At 37.6% G+C, this 23,460-nt stretch carries 22 protein-coding genes; 4 read left to right on the top strand and 18 right to left on the bottom strand.

Going from position 1 to position 23,460, the window contains the following annotated elements; genetic code table 11:
* Positions 1-283, top strand: a 283-nt coding sequence (locus A3I7_RS0103620; protein WP_018375421.1) for an IS630 family transposase, incomplete at its 5' end; no start/stop codon positions are given.
* A gap of 424 nt (positions 284-707) precedes the next feature.
* Here A3I7_RS0103620 and udk read toward each other — a convergent pair.
* Positions 708-1,334: a uridine kinase gene (gene udk / locus A3I7_RS0103615; protein WP_018375420.1), complete on the bottom strand. Its 627-nt coding sequence runs from the start codon at positions 1,332-1,334 to the stop codon at positions 708-710.
* Between the two features lie 90 nt (positions 1,335-1,424).
* On the opposite strand from udk, the gene A3I7_RS0103610 reads away from it, so the two are divergent.
* Entirely contained in the window at positions 1,425-2,507 is a 1,083-nt protein-coding gene (locus tag A3I7_RS0103610; protein WP_018375419.1) for a DEAD/DEAH box helicase, read from the top strand.
* A 51-nt stretch (positions 2,508-2,558) separates the two neighbouring features.
* On the opposite strand, the gene A3I7_RS0103605 is transcribed toward A3I7_RS0103610, so the two are convergent.
* The 8 genes from A3I7_RS0103605 to A3I7_RS0103570 all read right to left on the bottom strand — a co-directional run bounded on the left by A3I7_RS0103605 (position 2,559) and on the right by A3I7_RS0103570 (position 10,303).
* Positions 2,559-3,515 (bottom strand): ABC transporter permease, encoded by a 957-nt coding sequence (locus tag A3I7_RS0103605; RefSeq protein WP_018375418.1) that lies wholly within the window; start codon positions 3,513-3,515, stop codon positions 2,559-2,561.
* Between the two features lies 1 nt (position 3,516).
* On the bottom strand, positions 3,517-4,578 hold the full coding sequence (locus A3I7_RS0103600; RefSeq protein WP_018375417.1) for an ABC transporter permease: 1,062 nt from the start codon (positions 4,576-4,578) through the stop codon (positions 3,517-3,519).
* Positions 4,578-6,104: an ABC transporter ATP-binding protein gene (locus A3I7_RS0103595; RefSeq protein ID WP_018375416.1), complete on the bottom strand. Its 1,527-nt coding sequence runs from the start codon at positions 6,102-6,104 to the stop codon at positions 4,578-4,580. Before A3I7_RS0103595 ends, A3I7_RS0103600 begins: the two co-directional genes overlap by 1 nt.
* A 127-nt stretch (positions 6,105-6,231) precedes the next feature.
* Positions 6,232-7,287, bottom strand: coding sequence for a BMP family lipoprotein (locus A3I7_RS0103590; RefSeq protein WP_018375415.1), 1,056 nt, complete (start codon positions 7,285-7,287; stop codon positions 6,232-6,234).
* 98 nt (positions 7,288-7,385) lie between these two features.
* Positions 7,386-7,775: a cytidine deaminase gene (locus A3I7_RS0103585; RefSeq protein ID WP_018375414.1), complete on the bottom strand. Its 390-nt coding sequence runs from the start codon at positions 7,773-7,775 to the stop codon at positions 7,386-7,388.
* Complete coding sequence (gene deoC / locus A3I7_RS0103580) at positions 7,762-8,421, bottom strand: deoxyribose-phosphate aldolase (RefSeq protein ID WP_018375413.1); 660 nt, start codon at positions 8,419-8,421, stop codon at positions 7,762-7,764. Before deoC ends, A3I7_RS0103585 begins: the two co-directional genes overlap by 14 nt.
* 17 nt (positions 8,422-8,438) lie before the next feature.
* Positions 8,439-9,716 carry a pyrimidine-nucleoside phosphorylase gene (locus tag A3I7_RS0103575; protein ID WP_018375412.1) on the bottom strand — a complete coding sequence of 426 codons (1,278 nt, stop codon included), beginning with the start codon at positions 9,714-9,716 and terminating at the stop codon, positions 8,439-8,441.
* Entirely contained in the window at positions 9,713-10,303 is a 591-nt protein-coding gene (locus A3I7_RS0103570) for a class I SAM-dependent methyltransferase (RefSeq protein ID WP_018375411.1), read from the bottom strand. Before A3I7_RS0103570 ends, A3I7_RS0103575 begins: the two co-directional genes overlap by 4 nt.
* Before the next feature lie 268 nt (positions 10,304-10,571).
* Here A3I7_RS0103570 and coaA point away from each other — a divergent pair, with 268 nt between their 5' ends.
* Together coaA and rpsT are read left to right on the top strand one after the other, a co-directional pair.
* Positions 10,572-11,492: a type I pantothenate kinase gene (coaA, locus tag A3I7_RS0103565; RefSeq protein WP_018375410.1), complete on the top strand. Its 921-nt coding sequence runs from the start codon at positions 10,572-10,574 to the stop codon at positions 11,490-11,492.
* Between the two features lie 53 nt (positions 11,493-11,545).
* Positions 11,546-11,797: a 30S ribosomal protein S20 gene (gene rpsT / locus A3I7_RS0103560; RefSeq protein WP_074486519.1), complete on the top strand. Its 252-nt coding sequence runs from the start codon at positions 11,546-11,548 to the stop codon at positions 11,795-11,797.
* 220 nt (positions 11,798-12,017) lie between these two features.
* Here the strand turns inward: rpsT and A3I7_RS0103555 are convergent, their stop codons facing one another.
* The 9 genes from A3I7_RS0103555 to A3I7_RS0103515 all read right to left on the bottom strand — a co-directional run bounded on the left by A3I7_RS0103555 (position 12,018) and on the right by A3I7_RS0103515 (position 23,289).
* The gene (locus A3I7_RS0103555; RefSeq protein ID WP_018375409.1) at positions 12,018-13,319 is read right to left on the bottom strand and encodes a sensor histidine kinase; all 1,302 of its coding nucleotides are present in this window, start codon (positions 13,317-13,319) and stop codon (positions 12,018-12,020) included.
* Entirely contained in the window at positions 13,309-13,983 is a 675-nt protein-coding gene (locus tag A3I7_RS0103550) for a response regulator transcription factor (RefSeq protein ID WP_018375408.1), read from the bottom strand. The genes A3I7_RS0103555 and A3I7_RS0103550 overlap by 11 nt, the downstream gene beginning before the upstream one ends.
* A gap of 185 nt (positions 13,984-14,168) precedes the next feature.
* Complete coding sequence (locus A3I7_RS0103545) at positions 14,169-16,715, bottom strand: M1 family metallopeptidase (protein WP_018375407.1); 2,547 nt, start codon at positions 16,713-16,715, stop codon at positions 14,169-14,171.
* Positions 16,716-17,167: 452 nt separating this feature from the next.
* Positions 17,168-18,118 carry a homocysteine S-methyltransferase gene (gene mmuM / locus A3I7_RS0103540; RefSeq protein ID WP_018375406.1) on the bottom strand — a complete coding sequence of 317 codons (951 nt, stop codon included), beginning with the start codon at positions 18,116-18,118 and terminating at the stop codon, positions 17,168-17,170.
* A 9-nt stretch (positions 18,119-18,127) separates the two neighbouring features.
* On the bottom strand, positions 18,128-19,504 hold the full coding sequence (locus tag A3I7_RS0103535) for an amino acid permease (RefSeq protein WP_018375405.1): 1,377 nt from the start codon (positions 19,502-19,504) through the stop codon (positions 18,128-18,130).
* 308 nt (positions 19,505-19,812) lie between these two features.
* Positions 19,813-20,409 (bottom strand): ribosome biogenesis GTP-binding protein YihA/YsxC, encoded by a 597-nt coding sequence (gene yihA, locus A3I7_RS0103530; RefSeq protein ID WP_018375404.1) that lies wholly within the window; start codon positions 20,407-20,409, stop codon positions 19,813-19,815.
* 10 nt (positions 20,410-20,419) lie between these two features.
* Entirely contained in the window at positions 20,420-21,649 is a 1,230-nt protein-coding gene (gene clpX, locus A3I7_RS0103525; protein ID WP_018375403.1) for an ATP-dependent Clp protease ATP-binding subunit ClpX, read from the bottom strand.
* Positions 21,650-21,851: 202 nt separating this feature from the next.
* Positions 21,852-22,346, bottom strand: a complete 495-nt coding sequence (locus A3I7_RS0103520; RefSeq protein ID WP_018375402.1) for a dihydrofolate reductase — start codon at positions 22,344-22,346, stop codon at positions 21,852-21,854.
* 103 nt (positions 22,347-22,449) lie between these two features.
* The gene (locus A3I7_RS0103515) at positions 22,450-23,289 is read right to left on the bottom strand and encodes a thymidylate synthase (RefSeq protein ID WP_018375401.1); all 840 of its coding nucleotides are present in this window, start codon (positions 23,287-23,289) and stop codon (positions 22,450-22,452) included.
* Between the last annotated feature and the right edge of the window lie 171 nt (positions 23,290-23,460).

Here is a 23,460-nt window from a genome sequence, read left to right as displayed (position 1 = left end):
TATGACTAGTGACTTTTTCGAGGCTTGGTTCAAAACATTCTTACTCCCCACTTTAGATAAACCAGCTGTTATCATTATGGACAATGCAAGGTTTCATAGGATGAGTAAGCTAAAAGAGTTATGCAAGGAGCAGGGGCATAGACTTTTACCACTTCCTCCTTACTCACCTGAGTATAATCCCATTGAGAAAACATGGGCTCAAATCAAAAAACACCTCAGAAAAGTATTGCCAAATTGCGATACTTTTCTTGAGGCACTTTTGTCCTGCTCCTGTTTCAATTAACTATAATTATTGTCAAATTGATGTTATTGATTACTCTGATTTTAGTTTTCTGGAATATACGTGGCGTCAGAATCAGTAATTTGAAAAAATCTTTGAGCGAAACTTGATTGTCGAAGAGTACGAATGTGTCTCTATCATTCTGTGATATATTGGAAATTGTTAAAATAGTATCTAAGGTCAGTTTGTGTTAGCGAGCAAATTGACCTTTGTAGTGTCTTGACAATTAGGGAAGACTGTTAACACTAGGCTTTGAATGAATTTACTCAGCTAACTTTACACAGAAAATCTATTTAAAGGAAAGCAAAAAATGCGCCTCAACAACAAGTCGCATTCATTGAAAATTGGATAAACAACTATTCTAAGAAAATATTGGATGCAGATTTTCAAGGAAGTTTTTGCACATTGGCTAAGTTGCACATGACATTTACCATGCTTTCAGAATGCTGGCTACCTTGGTGTTAATTAAGTCAATGGCAACAACATTACTGACTCCCTCTGGAATAACAATGTCAGCATAACGCTTAGTTGGCTCAATAAATTGATGATACATTGGTTTCACAACATTTATATATTGCTCAATAATGCTATCAAGACTACGGCCTCGTTCAACCATATCGCGCTTAATACGACGAATAATTCTAATATCATCATCAGTATCAACAAATAGTTTAATATCCATGAGATTCCTAAGACGTTCATCCTCCATGACCAATATGCCCTCGATAATAAAAACATCTTGAGGCTCTTGACGATACGTCTTATTGCTCCTTGTGTGCTGAGTGTAATCGTAGATAGGAATATCCACTGGGCGACCAGCAATAAGCTCTTTAAGTTGTTCAATCATAAAATCCGTATCGAAAGCCAGAGGATGGTCATAATTCGTTTTAATTCGTTCTTCAAATGACAAATGACTTTGATCCTTATAATAAGAATCGTGTTCAATCATTGCAATTTTTTCATCAGGAAAATTAGCTAGAATGGCCTGAGAAACACTGGTTTTTCCACCACCAGAACCACCCGTAACACCGATAATAATTGGTTTATTTCGCATTTGTTACTCCAGTTTTAAAAAGTCTTTCTGTTTATTTTACCAAATTTCATGCTATAATAAAAGGAAATAAGCAAAAAGATAAGGAAAACTATGATTTCAACATTTCCAAAGGCTTGGCAGGAAAAAATGGCTAAGCTTGACTTCACACAACTAACCGATATTCAACGTAAGGTATTTGAACCTATTTCCCAAGGGGACAATGTGCTAGGCATTAGTCCTACAGGAACAGGGAAAACTTTAGCCTATCTTCTCCCAAGTCTCCTCAAACTAAAGCCTAAAAAGTCTCAACAGTTGCTAATTCTCGCTCCAAACACTGAGCTAGCTGGCCAAATATTTGAAGTTTCTAAAGAATGGGCAGAGCCATTAGGATTGACTGCTCAGCTATTTCTCTCTGGTTCAAGCCAAAAACGTCAAATTGAGCGTCTCAAAAAAGGCCCTGAAATTCTCATTGGAACTCCAGGTCGTGTTTTTGAATTGATTAAATTAAAAAAAATTAAAATGATGGCTATTGATACTATCGTTTTAGATGAGTTTGATGAACTTTTGAGTGAATCGCAATATCATTTTGTTAGTAAAATCATCAACTACGTACCACGTAACCATCAAATGATTTACATGAGTGCGACTAATAAGGTTGACAGTTCTCTACTAGCTGAAAATACACTGAGATTTGACTTGTCTGGTTCAGCACTTGATACAATTAGTCATTATTATATCACAATTGACAAACGTAACCGAGTTGAACTCTTGCGTAAATTAGCTAATATTCCAGGTTTTCGAGGTCTTGTTTTTTTTAATAACCTTTCTGATTTAGGAGCTAGTGAAGAACGTCTACAATTCAATCACGCATCTGCTATTTCCTTGGCCAGTGACGTTAATGTAAAATTCCGAAAGATTATTTTAGAAAAATTTAAAAACCATGAATTAGCTTTACTATTAGCAACTGACCTCGTTGCACGAGGAATCGATATCGATAACCTAGAATATGTTATCAACTTTGATATTGCACGAGATATTGAAACTTACACTCATAGAGCTGGACGTACTGGACGTATGGGCAAGGCTGGTGCGGTTATCACTTTTGTTGCTCATCCAGAAGATCTCAAAAAATTGAAGAAATTTGCAAATGTTTCAGAAATTTTTGTAAAAAATCAACAATTGTATATAAAATAGAGAGTTGCAGATCAACTCTCTATTTATATTATCTAAAGGAAAATCAAATCATTATTTAGATTTAATATAATTAACACCGTCAGCCTTTGGTGCCACAGCTTGTCCAAAGAATACCGCAAGTACAACGACTGTTAACACGTACGGTGCAATTTGTAAATAGACTTTGGGAATAGAAGATAAAAGTGGTAATTGTCCACCAATGACAGCTAAAGACTGCGATAGCCCAAAGAATAGACTAGCTAACATGGCACCGATTGGATTCCATTTACCAAAAATCATAGCTGCAAGAGCAATAAATCCAGGTCCAAGTATAGTTGTTACAGCAAAGTTAACCGAGATAGACTGAGCATAGATAGCACCACCCATACCACCAAGGAAACCTGAAATCATGACACCTAGGTAACGCATTAAATAAACGTTAATCCCAAGTGTATCCGCTGCTTGTGGATGTTCCCCGACCGAACGCAGACGAAGTCCAAAGCGTGTCTTAAAAAGGACAAACCAAGAGACAAAGGCTACTAAAATAGCAATATAGCCAAGAATACTCGTGTTTTTAAAGAAAATTTGCCCAATGATAGGAATATCTGACAAAAGTGGAAAATTAAATTTTCCGAAAGACTCTTGAATATTATCTGTCTGCCCTTTATTATACAAAACTTTTGTCAGAAATACAGCGAGCGATGGGGCCATTAAGTTAAGCACCGTTCCACTGATGACATGATCTGCACGGAAATTAATCGTTGCTGCAGCATGAATAATAGAAAATAAAATTCCGACAATTCCACCAACCAATACAGCCAACCAAGGCGTTGCTTTCCCAAATGTTGATGCAAATTCTAGATTGAAAACAACTCCTGAAAAAGCTCCCATAACCATAATTCCCTCCAAACCGACATTAACAATGCCGCCTCGTTCGGAGAAGGTTCCGCCGATACTTGTAAAGATAAGTGGTGTTGCGTAAATCAACATGGATGAGACCATCAGCGCTAAAATCGTTGTTAAACTCATCTTATTTACCACCTTTCTCTTGTTTTCTTGGTTTTAAGAAATGCTCAATAATGTAGTGAATACCAACAAAGAAGATAATTGAAGCAGTCACAACCTTAATCAGTTCAGGCGGAATTCCTGCAATGTTCATCCCTGGTGCACCAACACTCAAAACAGCAAATAAGAAGGCTGCAAATAGAATACCAATTGGATTATTAGCTGCAAGCAAGCTGACCGCCATACCGTCAAAACCTATTGAAATAGAACTTGATTGAACAAAGACATTTTGGAAAGTTCCGAGTCCTTCAACGACACCCCCAAGACCCGCAAAGGCACCAGAGATAATCATTGACAAGATGATGGTGCGCTTAGCAGACATTCCTGCATACTCACTAGCATGTGGATTCAAACCAACTGAGCGAATTTCAAATCCAAGTGTTGTTTTATTAAGCAAGAACCAGATAATCGCTACACCAATGAAAGCTATGAAAATACCAATATTAATCCGAGAATTATTTGTCAGAGCTGATAACCATTCCGTTTGGTAAGAAGCATTTGCACCAACATAAATACTAGAATCTGTAGTACGCATGATATTCTTAGAAAAGAGATTTTGAATGACTGCGTTACCAGAGTAAAGAATAATATAGTTCATCATAATAGTTACAATGACTTCACTGGTCCCAAGATAAGCACGAAGAACTCCTGGAATCGCACCAGCAATTCCTCCAGCAAGAGCAGCAATTACAATCGTACATAAAATCATCAAGGGACGTGGCATGTCTGGATGTGACAATGCAAACCAACCAGCAGCAATCCAACCTGCCAAAGCTTGACCTGGTAAACCAACATTAAAGAAACCTGCACGGCTGGCAACAGAGAAACCAAGAGCCACTAAGATTAGAGGTGCCATAGCACGAAAAATTTCACCGATATTCTTGATATTCCCAAAAGCTGTTTGAAACAATCCTTCATAGCCCCAAATTGGATCATATCCAAAAATGAGCATGATGATAGCTCCTAACACGATTCCTAGTAAAACTGAAATTAGAGGAACCGCAATTTGTTGTGTTCGTTTAGACATTACTCTCCTCCTTTTTCAATTTTTCCACCAGCCATCAAAATACCAAGTTCTTGTTTATTTGTTTCAGCTGGTGTTACGATGCCTTGAATTTTACCATCGTGAATAACAGCAATACGGTCGGACAAGTTTAAGATTTCGTCAAGTTCAAAACTGACTACCAAAACAGCCTTTCCTCTATCACGTTCTTCAATGAGACGCTTGTGAATATACTCGATTGCTCCCACATCAAGCCCGCGCGTTGGCTGACTAACGATAAGTAAATCAGGGTCACGATCGATTTCACGAGCGATAATCGCTTTTTGTTGATTACCACCTGAAAAACCTTTAGCAAGAACAAATTCACCAGCTCCGCGTACGTCAAATTCTTTCATCAATTTACGAGCATACTCATTGATATGGGAAAAGTTCAAAATTCCATTTTTGCTCATAGGTTCTTTGTAGTAAGTCTGAAGAGCTAAATTTTCAGCCATGGTCATTTCTAAAACCAATCCATCGCGATGGCGGTCTTCAGGGACATGCCCAACACTCAATTCTGTAATTTTACGGCTTGAAAGTTTCGTGACATCTTGTCCTTTAATCGTAATAGAACCAGCTTTGACTTTTCGAAGTCCTGTAATGGCCTGTACAAGCTCACTCTGACCATTACCATCAATTCCAGCTATCCCAACAATTTCTCCCCCTCTGACCTCCAGAGAAAGATTTTTAACAGCTGAAATACCACGATTCTCATTAACAATCAAATCCTTAATGGAGAGAACAACATCTTTTGGTTTCGATGCTTCTTTATCTGTAGTAAAGGAAACGGAGTGTCCGACCATCATTTCTGCTAGTTCTTGTGATGTTGCTCCTGCTACATCTACTGTCTCAATACTCTTACCACGACGGATAACGGTAACGCGATCTGCAACAGCACGTATCTCGTCTAATTTGTGAGTAATCAAAATAATAGATTTCCCTTCTTTGACAAGATGCTTCATAATTTCCATCAGTTCATGAATTTCAGATGGTGTTAAAACAGCAGTCGGTTCATCAAAAATTAAAATATCTGCCCCACGGTAGAGAGTTTTTAAGATTTCAGCACGTTGTTGAGCTCCAACAGAGATATCCGCCACCTTAGCGTCAGGGTCAACCGCAAGACCATATTTGTGAGACAAGTCGAGGATGTCCTGAGAAGCTTTTTTTAAATCAAGAACACCTTTTTTGACAACTTCATTTCCCAGAATAATATTTTCTGCAACCGTAAAGGCTTCCACAAGCATAAAATGCTGGTGCACCATACCAATTCCAAGTTGTGACGATTTGGAAGGTGAGTCAATTTTAACTACTTGTCCATTGATCACAATTTCACCACTGGTTGGCTCTAAAAGCCCCGCCAACATATTCATCAATGTTGACTTANCAGCACCATTTTCACCAAGCAAGGCGTGAATTTCACCTTTACGAACAGTCAAATTAATGTGATCATTCGCAACGAAATCACCAAACTTTTTGGTAATTTCCTTCATTTCAATGACATTTTGTGTCATGTGGTTCTCCCTTTCAGAAAAAATCTTTATAATTCAGTAAAACTCATCATCCTTGATGAGTTTTACTGAGGTATAAAAACCCCAGCCCCAAAAAAGAGACAACCGATTAAGGTCGCCCTTTTAAAGATTATTTTTCAGGAACCTTAAGATCGCCTGAGATGATTTTTTCTTTTGCTTCTTTGATAGCGGCAACAGCATCATCTGATAGATTAGTTGTAGCAATATCTACCCCCTTATCTTTCAGACCATAAGTTGTTATCTCGCCACCTGGGAATTTACCTTTAGCAGTTTTATTTGAGATAAGTTGTACTGCTTTACCAACTTCTTTAATTGTTGAAGCTAAAACAAAGTTTGATTTTTTTCCATCTTTAGAAGTATAATTTCCTTCAGCAGATTGGTCACGGTCAACACCGATTACCCAAACTTTATCAGATTCGTTACGAGATTCATTTTCTGATTTAGCTTCTGAAAAGACACCTGCACCAGTTCCGCCTGCAACTTGGTAGATAATATCGGCACCAGCAGCATATTGTGTAGCAGCAATCGTTTTACCTTTAGCAGCATCACCAAACGAACCAGCATAATCCACTTTCACTTTAATTGAATCATCTACTGACTTAACCCCAGCTTCAAATCCAGCACGGAAACGTGTAATAACTTCTGATTCCATACCACCAACAAAACCTACAATTTTTGTTTTTGTTGACTTAGCTGCTGCAATACCAGCAAGGTAGCCAGATTCATTATCCGCAAATGTCACGCTGGCAACATTATCCTTACCGCTGATTGTATCATCAATAATGACATAATTAGTATCAGCATTATCACCTGCTGCTTTTTCTACAGCATCATGAAGAGCAAAACCGATACCAAAGACTAATTTGTAGCCACTTGAAACAGCTGTATCAAGGTTAGTTGCATAATCTGATTCGCTTGTTGATTGGAAGTAATCAAACCCTTGGCCTTTTGAGAGACCATTTTCTTTCCCCCAAGCTTGAAGTCCTTCCCAAGCTGACTGGTTAAATGATTTATCATCAACACCACCAGTATCAGTAACCATAGCTACTTTCAAATCAGTTTTAGCATTGCTACTGTCTGATTTAGATGCTCCACGGTTTCCACATGCTGCAAGTCCAAGAACTGCAACTGAAGCCAAACCGAATCCAACAATTTTCTTGTTCATGTAACTGAACCCTCCTAAAAAACTTATCGCAACTAAGTTGCAAAAAAATATTTATCAAGCCTTATGGCTAAAATAACAAATTAATAATCCTCACAAAATTAGTTCAAATTTGTAAAAGAATAGGGAAGTAAATCCTGGACTGTCGTCACTAGTGTCTTGCCACTTTTTGAAATCAAGGTAACTTGAGCACTGGGTTCGAAAAACTCAGCCATCACTTGACGGCAAGCCCCACAAGGTGAAATAGGCTCCTCACTCGTTCCATAAATGGCAATTTCGTCAAATTCTGTGAATCCTTCAGAGACTGCTTTAAAAATAGCTGTTCGCTCTCCACAGTTTGTCAAACCAAAACTAGCATTCTCAATATTGCAACCAGTAAATACCTTACCTTCCTTAGTTCTAACTGCAGCGCCAATAGGAAAATGCGAATAAGGAACATAGGCTTTTTGACTGGCTTTTATAGCCAAGTCTACGAGATTAGTATCCGCCATCAGCAACTTCTCCCGAAACTATTGCAACACCAGCTGAAGTTCCGATACGAGTAGCACCTGCTTTAATAAAAGCCTGAGCATCTGCAAAAGAGCGTGCTCCACCAGCCGCCTTGACACCAATATTTGGTCCGACAGTTTGACGCATCAAAGTCACATCCGCAACAGTCGCACCGTGTGTAGAAAAACCAGTTGATGTCTTAACATAATCAGCACCAGCAGCAACAGACAACTGGCATGCTTTTACTTTTTCCTGTTCTGTCAACAGACATGCCTCAATGATGACTTTTACTAACTTTTCCCCGCTGGCTTCAACAACAGCACGAATATCATCTTCAACTAGTTGGTAATCACCAGATTTTAAAGCACCAATATTGATAACCATATCAATCTCATCAGCACCATTTGCAACAGCATTTTTTGTTTCGAATGCCTTTGTTGCACTTGTGTTTGCTCCTAAAGGAAAACCAATCACTGTACAAACATTAACATCTGAATCTTTAAGTGCCTTGGCTGAATGAGCTACCCAAGTAGGATTGACACAAACACTGGCGAACCCATATTCAACGGCCTCTGCAATAAGTTTATCAATTTGTTCCTGAGTACTGTCAGGCTTTAACAAGGTATGATCGATGTATTTATTTAGCATCTCATCATATCTCCTCTCTATGAAATAATTCTTATAATTTCTTTTGGCACCACTTGCGTTCTACCTATTTTAACATTTTTTTGAAATTCTGTAAGTAATTTTGTCTCTAAAACTTCCTCTGAATAGACCTTGGCTACGAGTTCTCCTACCTGAACAGAATCACCAATTTTCTTTTCAAAGACAATACCTGTTTCGTAATCAAGTTTATCCGACTTAACTGCTCGTCCAGCACCCAATCTCATTGCAAAAAGCCCAAATTCCAAGGCTGGTAAAGCTTCGATATAGCCTTCAGCTTCTGCTCTAATTTCTGTAATAACTTTTGCTGCCGATGGTCTGTACAAATCTTCTAGATTTCCTCCCTGCGCAGATACCATAGCCTCAAATTTCTTTAACGTCTCACCATTGACTAAATGTTCATGAATAACATCTAAGGAGCACTCAACTCCAGCTAATCTTAGCATAATTTGCGCCAATTCGCAGATGAAGTGTGTAACATCGGTACGACCTTGTCCCTGCATGATTTGAAGAGCTTCAAGGACTTCCAGACGATTGCCTATGGCTTGTCCCAAAGGTTGACTCATGTCGGTAATGACTGCAATGGTTTTACGGCCAACCTCATTTCCAAGTGCAACCATGGTTTCTGAAAGTTTTACAGCGTCATCTATGGTTTTCATAAAGGCACCATCTCCCACGGTTACATCTAAAAGAATCCTATCTGCACCTGCTGCTATTTTCTTACTCATGACTGAGCTGGCGATTAAAGGAATAATATCAACTGTTGCCGTAACATCTCTAAGGGCATAAAGCATCTTGTCAGCCTTAACCAATTTATCAGACTGACCGATCACTGACACACCTATTTCTTGTACTTGCTTGATAAAATCCTCTTGATTGCGTTCGACTTGGAAGCCTTTGATAGCTTCCAATTTGTCCAAGGTTCCGCCAGTGTGGCCCAAACCTCTTCCGCTCATTTTTGCAACTGGAACACCAAAACTAGCTACCAGAGGCGCCAAAATCAGCGTGACCTTGTCACCTACACCACCAGTCGAATGTTTATCCGTCTTAATTCCAGCAATGGCTGATAAATCAATCTGCTCTCCTGTGCCAACCATCGTCATTGTCAAATCTCGCGTTTCACGCATGGTCATACCCTTAAAATAAACGGCCATTGCAAAAGCTGACATTTGATAATCAGGAACGGTTCCAGCAACATAATTCTCAATCAACCATTTAATCTCTTCAGTGCTGAGTTCCTCTCCCTCACGTTTTTTTTGAATTAAATCAACTGCTCTCATTCTTTCACGCTTCTAAGGATATAGTATCCTTTATCTTTCTTAACTACCTCAACATTGCCAAAAACTTCTTCCATCTTAGCTTTAGCACTAGGTGCCCCTTGCTTTTTCTGAATAACAATGGTTAAATCACCATCTTCCAAAAGATAATTTTTACTTTCCTCAATGATTGTATGAACCACCTGCTTTCCCGCTCTAATTGGAGGGTTGCTAATCACATGGTCAAAGTAACCAGACACCGATTCGTAAATATTTGACGAAAGAATCGTCGCTTCAACATCATTTTTTTCGGCATTCTGTTTCGCTAAATCCAGCGCCCTATTATTAATATCCACCATTGTTGCTTTGACGCCTTGTACTTTAGCAAGGGCAAGGCCTAATGGACCGTAGCCACAGCCGACATCTAATAAGGTGTCCCCTTCGCTGAAATGAAGATTGTTCAAAAGCAATTGACTTCCAAAATCGATCATCTTTTTAGAAAAAACACCGGAATCTGTCAAAAAACTGAATTTATCACCTAAAAGTGTTACCTTAAGTTCGTGAATATCATGAGCACTGTCAGGATTCTCTGCATAATACATTTTAGCCATGAATTCTCCTATTCTTTTTTAGGATGCTTTAACATTCTAACACAGTTTGTAATGGTTTACAAGTTGTGAAAAATCATACAAATAGCTTGGAACATTCGGTTTATACGAACATTCGATAATTTTTAAAATATAGCATCACCTCATAAAATCGCATCGTTCGACCTTTCAAATTATTTCAAACAAATAACTTAAAAATGTTATCCAAAAAAATTTCTACATTTTTATGAAAATGCTATAATAATAACATCAGCCATAAGAGGAGTGCTTAATGACAACTGAATTCATCAATTTTGACAAAATTTCTCGCCAATCTTGGCAGGAATTGCATCAAAAATCACAACCATTACTCACAGAAGAAGAGTTGGATTCTATCAAAAGTTTAAACGATAGCATCAATATCCAAGATGTTATTGATGTTTACTTACCCCTTATTAGCCTTATTCAGATTTATAAAAACAATCAAGAAAATCTTTCCTTTGCCAAAAGCATTTTCTTGAAAAAAGATGTCAGCAATCGTCCCTTCATTATCGGTATTTCTGGATCTGTTGCCGTTGGAAAGTCAACAACAAGCCGACTACTTCAACTCCTACTTTCTCGAACTTTTAAAAGCAGTACTGTTGAAATGGTGACTACAGACGGCTTTCTTTATCCAAATCAAACATTGATTGAGCAAGGGATATTAGATCGAAAAGGTTTTCCTGAATCCTATGATATGGAGAATCTTTTGAACTTCCTTGATACTATTAAGAACGGTGAATCTGCTCAAATTCCAGTTTATTCACATGAAATTTATGATATTGTTCCAAATAAGAGACAAACAATTAAGACACCTGACTTTTTAATTCTTGAAGGTATTAACGTTTTTCAAAATCAGCAAAACAATCGTCTCTACATGAATGATTACTTTGACTTTTCTATCTACATTGATGCAGACAGTGACAATATTGAAAAATGGTATTTGGAACGCTTTGAAAGTCTGTTAGAACTTGCAGAAACAGATCCAACAAACTACTATAATCGTTTTACAAGTATGAAAAGAAAAGAAGCTCTGCTATTAGCCAAAGATATCTGGAAAACTATCAATCTGGTTAATTTGGAAAATTATATTGAACCCACACGCAACCGAGCTGAACTTATTTTACATAAATCTAAGAACCACAAAATTGATGAAATTTATCTGAAAAAGTGATAAAGGCTTGCCAAAATTAAATAATTCCTATATAATAATATAGTTAGATTAATTTGGAGGTGAAAACATTGGCAAATATTAAATCAGCTATCAAACGCGCTGAACTCAACGTTAAACAAAACGAAAAAAATTCAGCACAAAAATCAGCTATGCGTACTGCAATCAAAGCTTTTGAAGCTAACCCAACTGAAGAGCTTTTCCGCGCTGCTTCTTCAAGCATTGATAAAGCCGAAACTAAAGGTTTGATTCATAAAAATAAAGCAAGCCGCGATAAAGCACGTCTTGCTGCAAAATTGGCTAACTAATATCCAATGAAAACTCCAAACGGAGTTTTTTTCTTTTGCTTCAATTTATCGCCTTACAGATACTATAGAACCTAATATTCAATGAAAATCAAAAGTAGCCTAGGAAACGAAGCCGACGATAGAACTTGAGTTCATCAAAGCAAGTTGACAACGGATAATTTTGATTTTCGAAGAGTATAAAAAAGAAGTTTGGGAAGTATATTTTGTCCCAAGCTTCTTTTTATAATTTTACCTCAAATATAGTTCCCTTAGGAGTATTATCCTTAACAACAATCGTCCCTTTTAATGAGTGAACAATTTGCTGAGCCAGTGATAACCCTAGACCAAATCCTCCACTCTGGCGTGTCCTCGCCTTATCAACGCGGTAAAAACGATCGAAAATTTTCTTTTTATCTTCATTTGCAATACCAGGACCATTATCGGCAACTTGTAAAATCAATTGCTTATCCGTTGTTTTAACAGTAAAAATAATTTCACCATCGTCCCCTGTATATTTGATAGCATTATCAAATAGAATAGTCATCAGTTGTTTTAGTAGCGTCTTATCAGATTTAAAGGTTCGATTAGTTTGATTTTTTCCAATAAATGTTTTTCCACTATCCTCAGCAATCATGCTATAATTTTCAAAAATATCATCAATGAAATTTGGAACAATATCTTCAATTTCTGGATTTAGACCATCATCGCGCCTAGCAAGATTTAAAAGATTCGTTGTTAGCAAGCGCATATTCCGAACCTCGTCTAAACTTGCTGCAATGCTCTCGCTGTTGTCTAAAATGGTTGAATTTGGCTTTCTAAACAAACTTTCTAAACGATTTTGCAAAACAGCCAATGGTGTCCTTAATTCGTGACTAGCATTTTCGACAAAGGATTTTTGTTTTTCATAACTTTCTAAAATCGGTTTTCGAGACCATTTTGCTAGATAAACGCTAGCGGCAACTGAAATAATCCAAAACACTACCATTACGCTAATCGTAATAGTGATAAAACGATCATTTGCCTCATCTAATTGGCTTACATTAACAAGAAATGTGGCATATTTTACACTGGGGTAGTCACTACTACTTACCTTAATTGTCACATAATGAAATTTTTCTTTCTGTCCAAAACTTGTCTGAAGTTGGCCATCAACAATCTCATTTAATTTACTGGTATCCAAAGAAACAGTCCCAAATTGCGCGTAAGCATCGACAGTGTTTAAAAGATTGCCTTCTTTGTCATAAAGTAAAACATCAATATTACTAACCTTATAGTTAGGTTTCTTACTGGGATCGAATTTAAAAGTTATGCCATCTCCATCCGTTTCAACCGAAAAGATACGTGCCAAAGCCATATTAACATAAGATTCATATGAATTCACTGCTTCTTGTAAACGTGTATCAACCGACGAATAAACCCCATAACGCATAATTTGCAGAATAATGGTAGTCATAATGACAAAAATACTTGTAAATACAGCAAAGAAATGAAAGAAATGGGTAAATGTTTCAGAAGCTAAACGCTTTCTCAATCTATTCAGCATTTTTTAAAATATACCCCACGCTGCGCAAGGTTTGCAGATTTGAAACAAAACCTGTTCCTTTAAGTTTCTTACGAATTTTTGACACATACACCTCAACAACTGAAATTGTTGTATCACTGTCAAAGCCCCATATTCTATCGAAAATTTGTGACTTAGGTAAAATAACATTTTGATTTTGTAAAAAATAGACCAATAAATCAAATTCTTTACCCAATAATTCAACCTCTTCTCCATTTACTGTGGTTGTATTTGTAGACGTATCAACTACTAAATCCCCATATTGAAGAAAATTATCATTAATCTTACCAGAACGTTTAAGAAGGGCTTGGATGCGCATTTTTAATTCTTCTAAGTAAAAAGGTTTGGTCAAATAATCATCTGCACCGAGTTCAAATCCATGACCTTTATCATCTAGACCTTCTTTGGCTGTCATAATGAGAACTGGCGTTGACACACCTTTTTCTCTCAGTTCCTTCAGAACTTGAAAGCCATCCTTTTCTGGCAACATCAAATCTAAAAGAATAATATCGTAAACGCCACTCTCCGCCTCGTAAAGCCCCTCATCACCATCAAAGACTTGCATGACGTCTGCGAAGTCGTCTAAAAAATCAAAGACAGAATTGGATAAATTTAAATCATCTTCAACTAATAAAATCTTTATCATACCTTTACTCCTTTTTTACCTATTATAACATGACTTTTAAGAATAAGGCTTCTACTTATTTAAAAAATACAAAAGATTATTACATCATATTGTAAACAATATTTCTTAAGTTTTTCTAAACAAAAAAAGAGAGAACGTAACTCATTCTCTCTAGGATTATTTTTTATCCTCTATTGCAAACCTTTTTATTTAGCCGCTAACAAAGCAGCCTCAACAGCAGCCTTATCCTTTTCAATTAAAGTAAGTCTAGCTGTGATTTCATTTATCCCCATTTTAATGTTACGGCTAATAGCCATATCATCTAATTGTGGTTCAAAGAATTCTTTATACTCAGCTAAACGTTCTGCTGTTTTAAAAACATTTGAAGGATAAATAACAAACTTATCAAAGCTCATATCACCTCCAAGTGCAGACTTAATCCACTCCCAATTGTCACGAGACCATGTCCAGAAGGCGTTTTGAGTAAATTCACGACTCAAGAATGGCAAATACCAACTCATAGCCAAGTCTTGAGGTTTAACAACATCTTTATTTTTTAATTCAGACAAGATACGTACCACAGTCGCGTTAGATTTAGTATAAGAAAGTGCTAAAGCAAGTTGACGACGGAAGGTGCCATCGTTTGTCTTCACATAAGTTGACAAGTAAAGATCAACCAATTCTGGCGTTTCTGAGCGTTTCATTTGATTTGATAGAACTATCAAACGGATAGAGGCTGGAATTGCTTCAATATTGTCAGCATATTTTTGGAAAATAGCTGATGCTTCAGCAACCGCACTAGCATTATCAGCATATAATACTGCGTTTAAGGCATTTTGACGAACCATTTCATCTTCATCTGCCTCACCAACTTTTGGTTCAAAACCAAGTCGCTCGTAATTCTTAATGAAAATAGACTCAAGCAAGTGCTTGTAGGCTGCATCTGCTACTGTGTCGTCATCCACAAAACGTTTTAAACCAGAAGTAACTTGACTTATTGCGGCCGATACAAGATAGGAGGTTTCATCAGTAAGACCTGCAATCACTGGGACAAGGTCAGCATACGAAATTTCGCCACTTTCAGCCAATAAACGACGTTCCTGTATGATTTGTAATTTTGCCATTGCATCCAAGTCTGTCAAACTATCTAAAAGCGACTCCAGTAACTGCCCTTGATAATTTGTGATGTAATGTGCCGTGTTTTCTGTATTAAAACGAAGTGCTGTGCCGACATTTTGAGATGCAAGTTTAGCAAATTCTGGGATGACCATCTCCGCTTCTGTCATAATATCTGGCAGGCCTACCCAGGTACTGTTCAATGGTAAAGGCCAAATTCGCCCCCTATCTTCAGCTTGACCAATAAAGAATTGTTTTTGTCGAAGAATAAGGTTATCGTTTTCAACGCTTACAGTCAAAACAGGATATCCCGACTGTTCCAACCAAGCATCCATAAAGGCCGCGACGTCTTTATCTGAGGCCTCACCCAGAGCATTCCAAAGATCACGTCCCATAGTATTTGAGTATTGATGACGCTCGAAATAAATTTTGAGACCCGCTCTAAAGTCATCATCGCCAAGCCAGCGACGAAGCATATGCATTAAGCGACTACCTTTGGCATAAACAATAGCAGGATCAAAAAGAGTGTTGATTTCATCAGGATGATGAACTTCTACATGAACAGATTGCACACCATCTGTCGCATCGCGTTTGAGAGCGAGAGGTGCACCTGTTGTTTGAAAATCTTCAAAAATATTCCAGCTTGGTTCAATAGCATCAATAGCAACATATTCCATCATATTTGCAAAAGATTCGTTGAGCCAAAGATCATCCCACCATTTCATCGTTACAAGGTTACCAAACCACTGGTGAGCAACCTCATGGGCAATCACAAGCGCTACTTGCTGACGGCTTGTAACTGTTGAATTTTCATCAACAAGTAAATAAACTTCGCGGTAAGTCACAAGCCCCCAGTTTTCCATGGCTCCAGAAGAAAAATCAGGCAGAGCAACATGTAAAGATTGTGGAATTGGGTATTTCACTCCAAAATATTCTTCATAAAACTCAATAACACGAACTGCAATATCAAGCGAGAAATCAAGTGCAGAAGGCTTGTGAGCTTTAGTGGCATAAGAACCTACAAGAGTTCCGTTTTTTGTATGAGCTGTTTTACCTTGCAATTCACCTAAAGCAAAAGCAAGTAGGTAAGACGACATCCGTGGTGTCGTTGCAAAGGTCCAAATGCCAGTTTCTTGACGTCGTTCAACATTACTTTCTGGCATATTCGAAAGAGCAATTTCTCCCTCGACTTGATCAAACTTCAATGATAAGTCAAAAGTCGCTTTCGCTTCAGGTTCATCAACCGATGGAAAAGCCTCGCGAGCAAAATGACTTTCAAATTGTGTAGAAATAACCTCTTTTTTTACACCATCAACTGTGTAGTAAGATGGGTAAATTCCAGTCATATTATCTGTAATTTTACCAGAAAATTCAATAACCAGAGTTAGTGTTCCTGTTTCTGGTAGTTCAATATGAACCGCTTCATTCTCATCATCCATTTCAAAGGATAAACTCTCGTTATCTAGTAAGACCGAAGTGATTGATAAATCTTTCTGATGCAATGACATGTAATTGTCTAAAGCTTCACCAGCAATGGCAACATTACCAAAAAACGTTTTATTTTCACGATTAATATCTAAGAAAATATTGTAGTTTTCGGGAACAAACTTTTCAACAAAATGTTCTACAGTTTTCATATAACTCCTCTTATTCAGTATTTGTTCAAATCAGTTAAAAAAGCTAAACTTGCTTCCAAATCTGATTTCAATGAACATTCAACAAACTTTATCATTATATCATATTTCAAATTATTTTTGGTAAATTTACTTTTTAATAAGCCCTTTCTTATCTATTACCTCTCAGCTCTCAAGATAGAAAAGAGAGATTGTTTTGAATGTGTACAAAAATTCCCATATGACCTACAATGAAAAGTAATTAAACAACTCATTAGAAAGACTCATAGGGAATATCTTAAGACTATCCAAATCTAATTATAAGGCGAGTTCAAACAATCCGGTGGAGTGTTTGAAGTTGGAAATAAGGAAATGGAGTTTCCCCTTACGTCGAAGTAATAAAGGATAAACTAACTGACTATACAACATCAAATACATATCAAAATGTGGAACTAAAATGGCAGTTTCTATTGAAATCACCGACCACGGATAGCCTCTGACAGATATGCAATATCTTCTGGACTGGTTCGACAACATCCACCAACTACCTTCACACCCTTTTTGTGCCATTGCAAAGCATTTTCGAGTAGAGTACGTGAATTATCAGGAAGAGATTTCCAAGTCTGGCTAGCCCCATCGTAAATTTCACCCGAGTTTGGGTATGCTACTAAAGGTTTGTCTGAAACTTTACGAATACGTTCCAATAGACCATCAAATACTTTGGGTGCACTACAGTTGATACCAAAAGCAAGAACTTGTTGATTGAAATGAATCATCTTTGCTACTTCTTCAATGGGAGTTCCATCTGAAATGTGTGAGTTATTTTGTGCTGTAAAAGACATATAGGCCTCAACAGTTGGAAATTCTGTTGCGAGCAATTCAAGCAAGGCCTCTGCTTCATGTACGTTGGGAATGGTCTCAATTCCCAATAAATCGCTACCAGCTTCTATTAGAATTTGAATACGTAGGCGATGAAAATCTTTATATTCCTCTGCTGTTAGTTTGTAAGCACCGGTATATTCAGAGCCATCAGACAGATAAGCAGCGTAAGGTCCAACATCTCCTGAGATGAGTGGAAATGGTCGTTTCGTTTTTTCGTCATCCGATAAAGAGGTCCAAAACTCCCCTCTAGCTTCTTTAGCTAATTGAACAGATAGGCGCATAATGTCAAGTGCGGCAGGTGTAGGGAGCCCCACATCTTCTAAACCTTGAATAGTAGCCTGATAACTAGAAGTTGTTAAGATATCTGCTCCAGCTTCTAAATAAGTTCTGTGAAGATCCTTAATAACTTGAGGATTTTCAAGTAGGTATTTGGCGGACCAAAGTTTGCCAGTCACATCAAAGCCACGTTTTTCAAGTTCTGTTCCCAACGCACCATCTAAAATAATGTAATCTTGCTTTTCAAGTAAGTTTTTAAATTGTCCCATAGCATACTCCTACCACTTTTTAAAATGCAAATAATGATAAACATAACAAAAAATCATGAAAGGTAGTCCAAAGTAAAGTCCCGCCCGCTGTGATGAGTCCCATGCAATACCAATGACAGAAATTACTAACAAGACAATGGTCAGATAGGGAAGCAGCGGCGTAAAGGGTGTTTTAAATGATAACTCATCTAAGCTGTGTTCTTTCAAAAATTGTTTTCGGAAATTAATTTGAGCCATTGGTATGGACAACCAGACTATCACAACAGCAAAACCAGCGATGGAGACAAGTGCTAGATAGACGGTATCAGCAGCGTAAAGACTTGAAAAGAGTGACAGAACTGCGCCAGCCATGGAAAATAACAAAGCACGCATAGGAACACCGTGACGATTTATTTTAACCACTTTTTTGGATAGCATGCCTTCATTTGCCAAGGACCAGAGCATTCGGCTTGAAGCGTAGAGCCCTGAATTTCCAGCAGATAAAATAGCGGTCAGGATAACAAAATTCATAATATCTGCAGCAAAAGGAATCCCCATTTTATCAAAGACATCAACAAAAGGTGCTGTAGATACCCCCGCTTCTTCCATCGGTAAAAGAGAAGCTAAAACCACGATAGTCAAAATGAAGAAAATGACCAAGCGACCAATTGTTGTCTTGATTGCCTTGGGTACAGCCTCATTGGGGTTATCAGTCTCACCTGCTGCAATTCCTATCAATTCCGTTCCAGAAAAGGCATAATTAACTGCCAGCATGACGGAGACCACTGCAGCAAAACCTTTTGGAAAGGCTCCGTGAGAAGTCAAGTGAGTAAAGAGAATAATCTTATGTTGTCCTTCAAAAGAAACTAAACCAAGCATAGCACCCAAGCCTAGGATGATGAAGACAATAATAGCAATAACTTTGATGGATGAGAAAATAGATTCAGCTTCTGCAAAGGAACGGACGCTCAAAGCATTTATACCAAAAATAATGACAGCAAACAGTGTCGCAAACACCCATGTTGGAACATCAGGAAACCAGCGTCCCATTAACATGGCTGCTCCTAAGAATTCTGTTCCCAAGGCAACGGTCCAACAAATCCAATAAAGCCAGGCGACGGTAAACCCCGTACCAGGGCTGATAAACTTAGTAGCATAGGTGTGGAATGACCCTGTGACAGGCATGGCTACTGCTAATTCTCCTAAGGATAGCATGACCAAGTAAACCACTACAGCACCAAGTAAATAAGATAATACAGCCCCTAAGGGTCCAGCCTGTGCAATGGTATAACCTGAACTTAAAAACAAACCAGTTCCTATAACACCGCCTAAAGACAACATAAATAAATGTCTACTGGTCATTTTTCGTTGAAATTGACCTTCGTTTTCAAAGTGATGATTTTCCATAGTACCTCCAATCAGTGATACTTCTATCATAGCATAATATTTGACCTATGGATAATAGGCATTTTCTATCACTTCCTTAGCAAAAATCTATTCAAGTTTTATCTTTTTTAAGAAGTATTGATAAAAAATCATCTTATACTCAATGAAAATCAGACTAGGCAATGCAGATAAAACTGAAGTTAGTCAAATCAAGACAACAACGTCTGAGTTTTATTTTTGAAGGATATTGATTATCGGATTATTAAAGAAGAGACTGAGAAAGTTCACTTCATTAATAGTAATCATGTGAACTACTTCAGTCTCTTTACTTATAATTCTGATAAAATGGTATCCCAAGATTCATCCAAACCTGTACGATCAACTGATGAGAATATGATAAAGTGATCGGATTTTTCAAAGTTGAGTTTTTTCTTGATGGCAGACTCGTGCTTATTCCATTTACCTCTTGGAATTTTGTCAGCCTTGGTAGCTACAACAATGACAGGAATTTCATAATATTTGAGGAATTCATACATTTGAATATCATCAGCACTAGGGTCATGACGAAAATCAACCAAACTAACTACCACACGTAGGTTTTCACGACTGCTTAGATATTCCTCGATCATCTTCCCCCACTTAGCACGTTCAGCTTTAGAAACTTTAGCATAGCCATAGCCAGGAACATCAACAAAACGTAGTTTGTCATCGATATTGTAAAAATTAAGCAATTGTGTCTTGCCGGGTTTGCTAGAGGTTCTGGCTAAATTTTTTCGTCCAAGTAAAGTATTGATAAAACTGGATTTTCCAACGTTTGAACGACCTGCTAGGGCAACCTCTGGTAAATTATCCTGAGGATAATGCGATTTGTTGGCCGCACTTAAAAGTAAGTCAGCATTGTGGGTATTTAAATACTCTTCTGCCATAACTTCCTCCTCAGGCAATTTCTAGAATTGGCTTATCTTTACCTTCAACAGCTTCTTTTGTAATACGAACTTTGGTCACTTCTTCCTGACTAGGAATTTCAAACATAATGTCTAACATGGTTTCTTCAATGATCGAACGAAGACCACGCGCACCTGTCTTACGCTCAATCGCTTTATTTGCAATAGCAATCAAAGCATCGTCGTCAAACTCAAGATCAACACCATCATATGACAGGAGGGCCTGATATTGCTTAACAAGAGCATTTCGTGGCTCGGTTAAGATACGTACTAAATCTTCAGCGGTTAATTGTTCAAGGGCTGCTATAACAGGTAAGCGACCGATAAACTCGGGGATAAGTCCAAATTTTTGAATGTCTTCTGAAATAATTTCCTGCATATAGGACGCATCATCATCGATTTTTTTATTATTTTGTCCAAAGCCAATGATTTTCTCACCCAAACGTTGCTTGACAATATCTTCGATACCATCAAAAGCACCGCCCACGATAAAAAGAATATTTTTAGTATCAATTTGAATCATTTCTTGATTTGGATGTTTCCGGCCACCTTGAGGTGGTACGCTAGCAACTGTACCCTCAATGATTTTTAAGAGAGCCTGCTGAACTCCTTCGCCAGAAACATCACGCGTGATAGATACATTTTCACCTTTTTTGGCGATTTTATCAATTTCATCAACGTAAATGATTCCACGTTCAGCACGTTCAACGTTATAATCAGCCGCTTGAATAAGTTTTAGAAGGATATTTTCGACATCCTCTCCCACATAACCAGCTTCGGTCAATGAAGTAGCATCTGCGATAGCAAATGGAACATTAAGGCTTTTAGCTAAGGTTTGTGCTAAGAAGGTCTTACCAGAACCTGTTGGGCCAATCATAAGAATGTTTGATTTTTGTAAATCAACATCACTATCATCGCGACTTTCAGTAAAACTGATGCGCTTATAATGATTGTAAACAGCGACAGCTAGAGCACGTTTGGCACGATCTTGACCAACAACATATTCGTTGAGTGTTGCCAGTAATTCTTTTGGTTTTGGAACTTCGGCCAAATCTGCTAAAACTTCTTCTGCCATTTCTTCTTTTATTATTTCTTGGGACAATGTCACGCACTCATTACAGATGAATACACCATTGCCCGCAATGATTTTTCTAACCTCGTCTTGACTTTTTCCACAAAACGAGCAATGTACTTTAATATCGTTAGTTCGATTTCCAGCCATGATTTCCTCTAAATTCTAATCTAAAATAATGTGCCATAAAAGGCATGTATGGTATTGACTAAATTGGTAAAGGCGTTTAAAAGTAATAGAATGCCCAGACCATAACGTCTCCTACGAAAGGCAGGAATAGCTGTTAAGACGCAAATAGCACACAAAAACGCTGTAAAAATGCCAAAAATACTTCTTTGCATGGCTTCCTTTCCTACCTTTCAAATACAGTGACGGTAAAATCAAAAGCGTTTTTCTCGTCTTTTTCATAGAAAGTCTGAGAAACTTCACGAAATCCTGATAAATTAAGATTTGGAAAATATGTATCTCCTTCAAAAACACCATGAACAGAGGTTTTAATCAACTGATTATAATGACTTTCAAATGCCTTATAAATACTGGCACCACCTACGATGTAAAGGTTTTTATCTTGATTTTTAAACCACTGCAATGCTTCTTCTACGCTATGAACAGGAATAATACCATCTGCTTCAAAATCAGAATCTCTAGTCAAGATTAAGGTCTCACGACCTGGCAAAATACGACGATTCATACCATCAAATGTGACACGTCCCATCAATAAAGCCTGTCCCATAGTCGTTTCTTTGAAATGTTGTAATTCTTTTGGCAGGCGCCAAGGTAATCTCTCGTTGACTCCAATCAGATGATTGTCATCCTCAGCCCAAATGGCAATTAGTTTTTTTGTCATAGTCTTGCTTGTCAGAGTTTCTTCCTCTCTATTGGTATCAGATTGTCTCAATCCATTTTATCAAATTTCCCTAAAAAATGCAGAGATAAAACTCTGCTGCGTTCTAGATAGCTAAATCAAATTTAAGTTGAGGTTTAACAGGGTCATAATCAACTAATTCAAAATCTTCAGGTTTAATTTCAAAAAAATTGGTACCATCTGGAATGTTTAATACCAATCGTGGTTGACAATTGGACGGCTCACGACGAAGTAATTCTTGTGCATTATCAAACTGGTTATCGTAAATGTGTAAGTTGTTAATAAAATAAAAAAACTTACCAACTTGCCAACCAAAATGTTTGGCAATCATCATTTGAAGGGCAACATATTGCATGGCATTGATATGGTGCGCCACGAGCATGTCATTTGAGCGTTGTGTAAGAGTTGCATCAAGATAAATCTGACCATCTACACGACGGACATCAAACATAGTCTGAAACGCACATGGCAAAAGCCCTGCCGATTCCTCAAAAGCCTCGTAATCCCAAAGGGAAATAACATTGCGGCGATTCCAAGGGTTTTCTTCTAGTTGTTTGAGAATTTTGTTAATAATATTATGCTTTTTGACCACAGCACCATAGCGAATACCAATAGTTCGCGTTCCATCGACTTCCCAGTCGTTCCAGTAATGCACATTATATTTGTCTTCTAAGATATCTAGACTGTTTGACTGATCTTGATAAATCCATAAGACTTCCTTAATAGCAGATTTAATAGCAATTGGTCGTAAAGTTGTAATCGGAAATTCTCCTTTACTTAGATCATATTCTGCAAAAGCGCCTGTGATATATTTTGAATTGGCAGTTGTACCGTCCTTGTACTTTGGACGAGCTTGTTCAGACCAAACGCCTTCATTTAAAATCTTTGAGATATTGTCTTTAAAAATCTTATCTGCTTTTGTCATAATTACCCCTTATAAAACTGATATGAACCAACTGTTTAATTAGTTATATTTTCTAGCAAACGATGGAAAGCTTTAACTTTTGTCAAATCGTCAAGTAACTGCGGCGAGTGATGTTGACCAGCAGCACTTCAAAAACACGATTTTTTGGCTCACAATGCTCAGAAGTCTCAT

Source organism: Streptococcus orisratti DSM 15617 (genome assembly GCF_000380105.1).
In the GTDB taxonomy this organism is placed as follows: domain Bacteria; phylum Bacillota; class Bacilli; order Lactobacillales; family Streptococcaceae; genus Streptococcus; species Streptococcus orisratti.
This window is presented reverse-complemented; position numbering and strand designations above follow the sequence as displayed.

Bases quoted from the DNA above. Each gene is read 5' to 3' on its own strand.
- clpX (WP_018375403.1), bottom strand. From the start codon at position 21,649: ATGGCTGGAAATCGAACTAACGATATTAAAGTACATTGCTCGTTTTGT.
- A3I7_RS0103555 (WP_018375409.1), bottom strand. From the start codon at position 13,319: ATGCTGAATAGATTGAGAAAGCGTTTAGCTTCTGAAACATTTACCCAT.
- yihA (WP_018375404.1), bottom strand. From the start codon at position 20,409: ATGGCAGAAGAGTATTTAAATACCCACAATGCTGACTTACTTTTAAGT.
- A3I7_RS0103605 (WP_018375418.1), bottom strand. From the start codon at position 3,515: ATGAGTTTAACAACGATTTTAGCGCTGATGGTCTCATCCATGTTGATT.
- A3I7_RS0103590 (WP_018375415.1), bottom strand. From the start codon at position 7,287: ATGAACAAGAAAATTGTTGGATTCGGTTTGGCTTCAGTTGCAGTTCTT.
- udk (WP_018375420.1), bottom strand. From the start codon at position 1,334: ATGCGAAATAAACCAATTATTATCGGTGTTACGGGTGGTTCTGGTGGT.
- A3I7_RS0103610 (WP_018375419.1), top strand. From the start codon at position 1,425: ATGATTTCAACATTTCCAAAGGCTTGGCAGGAAAAAATGGCTAAGCTT.
- coaA (WP_018375410.1), top strand. From the start codon at position 10,572: ATGACAACTGAATTCATCAATTTTGACAAAATTTCTCGCCAATCTTGG.
- A3I7_RS0103585 (WP_018375414.1), bottom strand. From the start codon at position 7,775: ATGGCGGATACTAATCTCGTAGACTTGGCTATAAAAGCCAGTCAAAAA.
- A3I7_RS0103535 (WP_018375405.1), bottom strand. From the start codon at position 19,504: ATGGAAAATCATCACTTTGAAAACGAAGGTCAATTTCAACGAAAAATG.
- A3I7_RS0103570 (WP_018375411.1), bottom strand. From the start codon at position 10,303: ATGGCTAAAATGTATTATGCAGAGAATCCTGACAGTGCTCATGATATT.
- deoC (WP_018375413.1), bottom strand. From the start codon at position 8,421: ATGCTAAATAAATACATCGATCATACCTTGTTAAAGCCTGACAGTACT.
- A3I7_RS0103520 (WP_018375402.1), bottom strand. From the start codon at position 22,346: ATGACAAAAAAACTAATTGCCATTTGGGCTGAGGATGACAATCATCTG.
- mmuM (WP_018375406.1), bottom strand. From the start codon at position 18,118: ATGGGACAATTTAAAAACTTACTTGAAAAGCAAGATTACATTATTTTA.
- A3I7_RS0103575 (WP_018375412.1), bottom strand. From the start codon at position 9,716: ATGAGAGCAGTTGATTTAATTCAAAAAAAACGTGAGGGAGAGGAACTC.
- A3I7_RS0103515 (WP_018375401.1), bottom strand. From the start codon at position 23,289: ATGACAAAAGCAGATAAGATTTTTAAAGACAATATCTCAAAGATTTTA.
- A3I7_RS0103545 (WP_018375407.1), bottom strand. From the start codon at position 16,715: ATGAAAACTGTAGAACATTTTGTTGAAAAGTTTGTTCCCGAAAACTAC.
- A3I7_RS0103550 (WP_018375408.1), bottom strand. From the start codon at position 13,983: ATGATAAAGATTTTATTAGTTGAAGATGATTTAAATTTATCCAATTCT.
- A3I7_RS0103600 (WP_018375417.1), bottom strand. From the start codon at position 4,578: ATGTCTAAACGAACACAACAAATTGCGGTTCCTCTAATTTCAGTTTTA.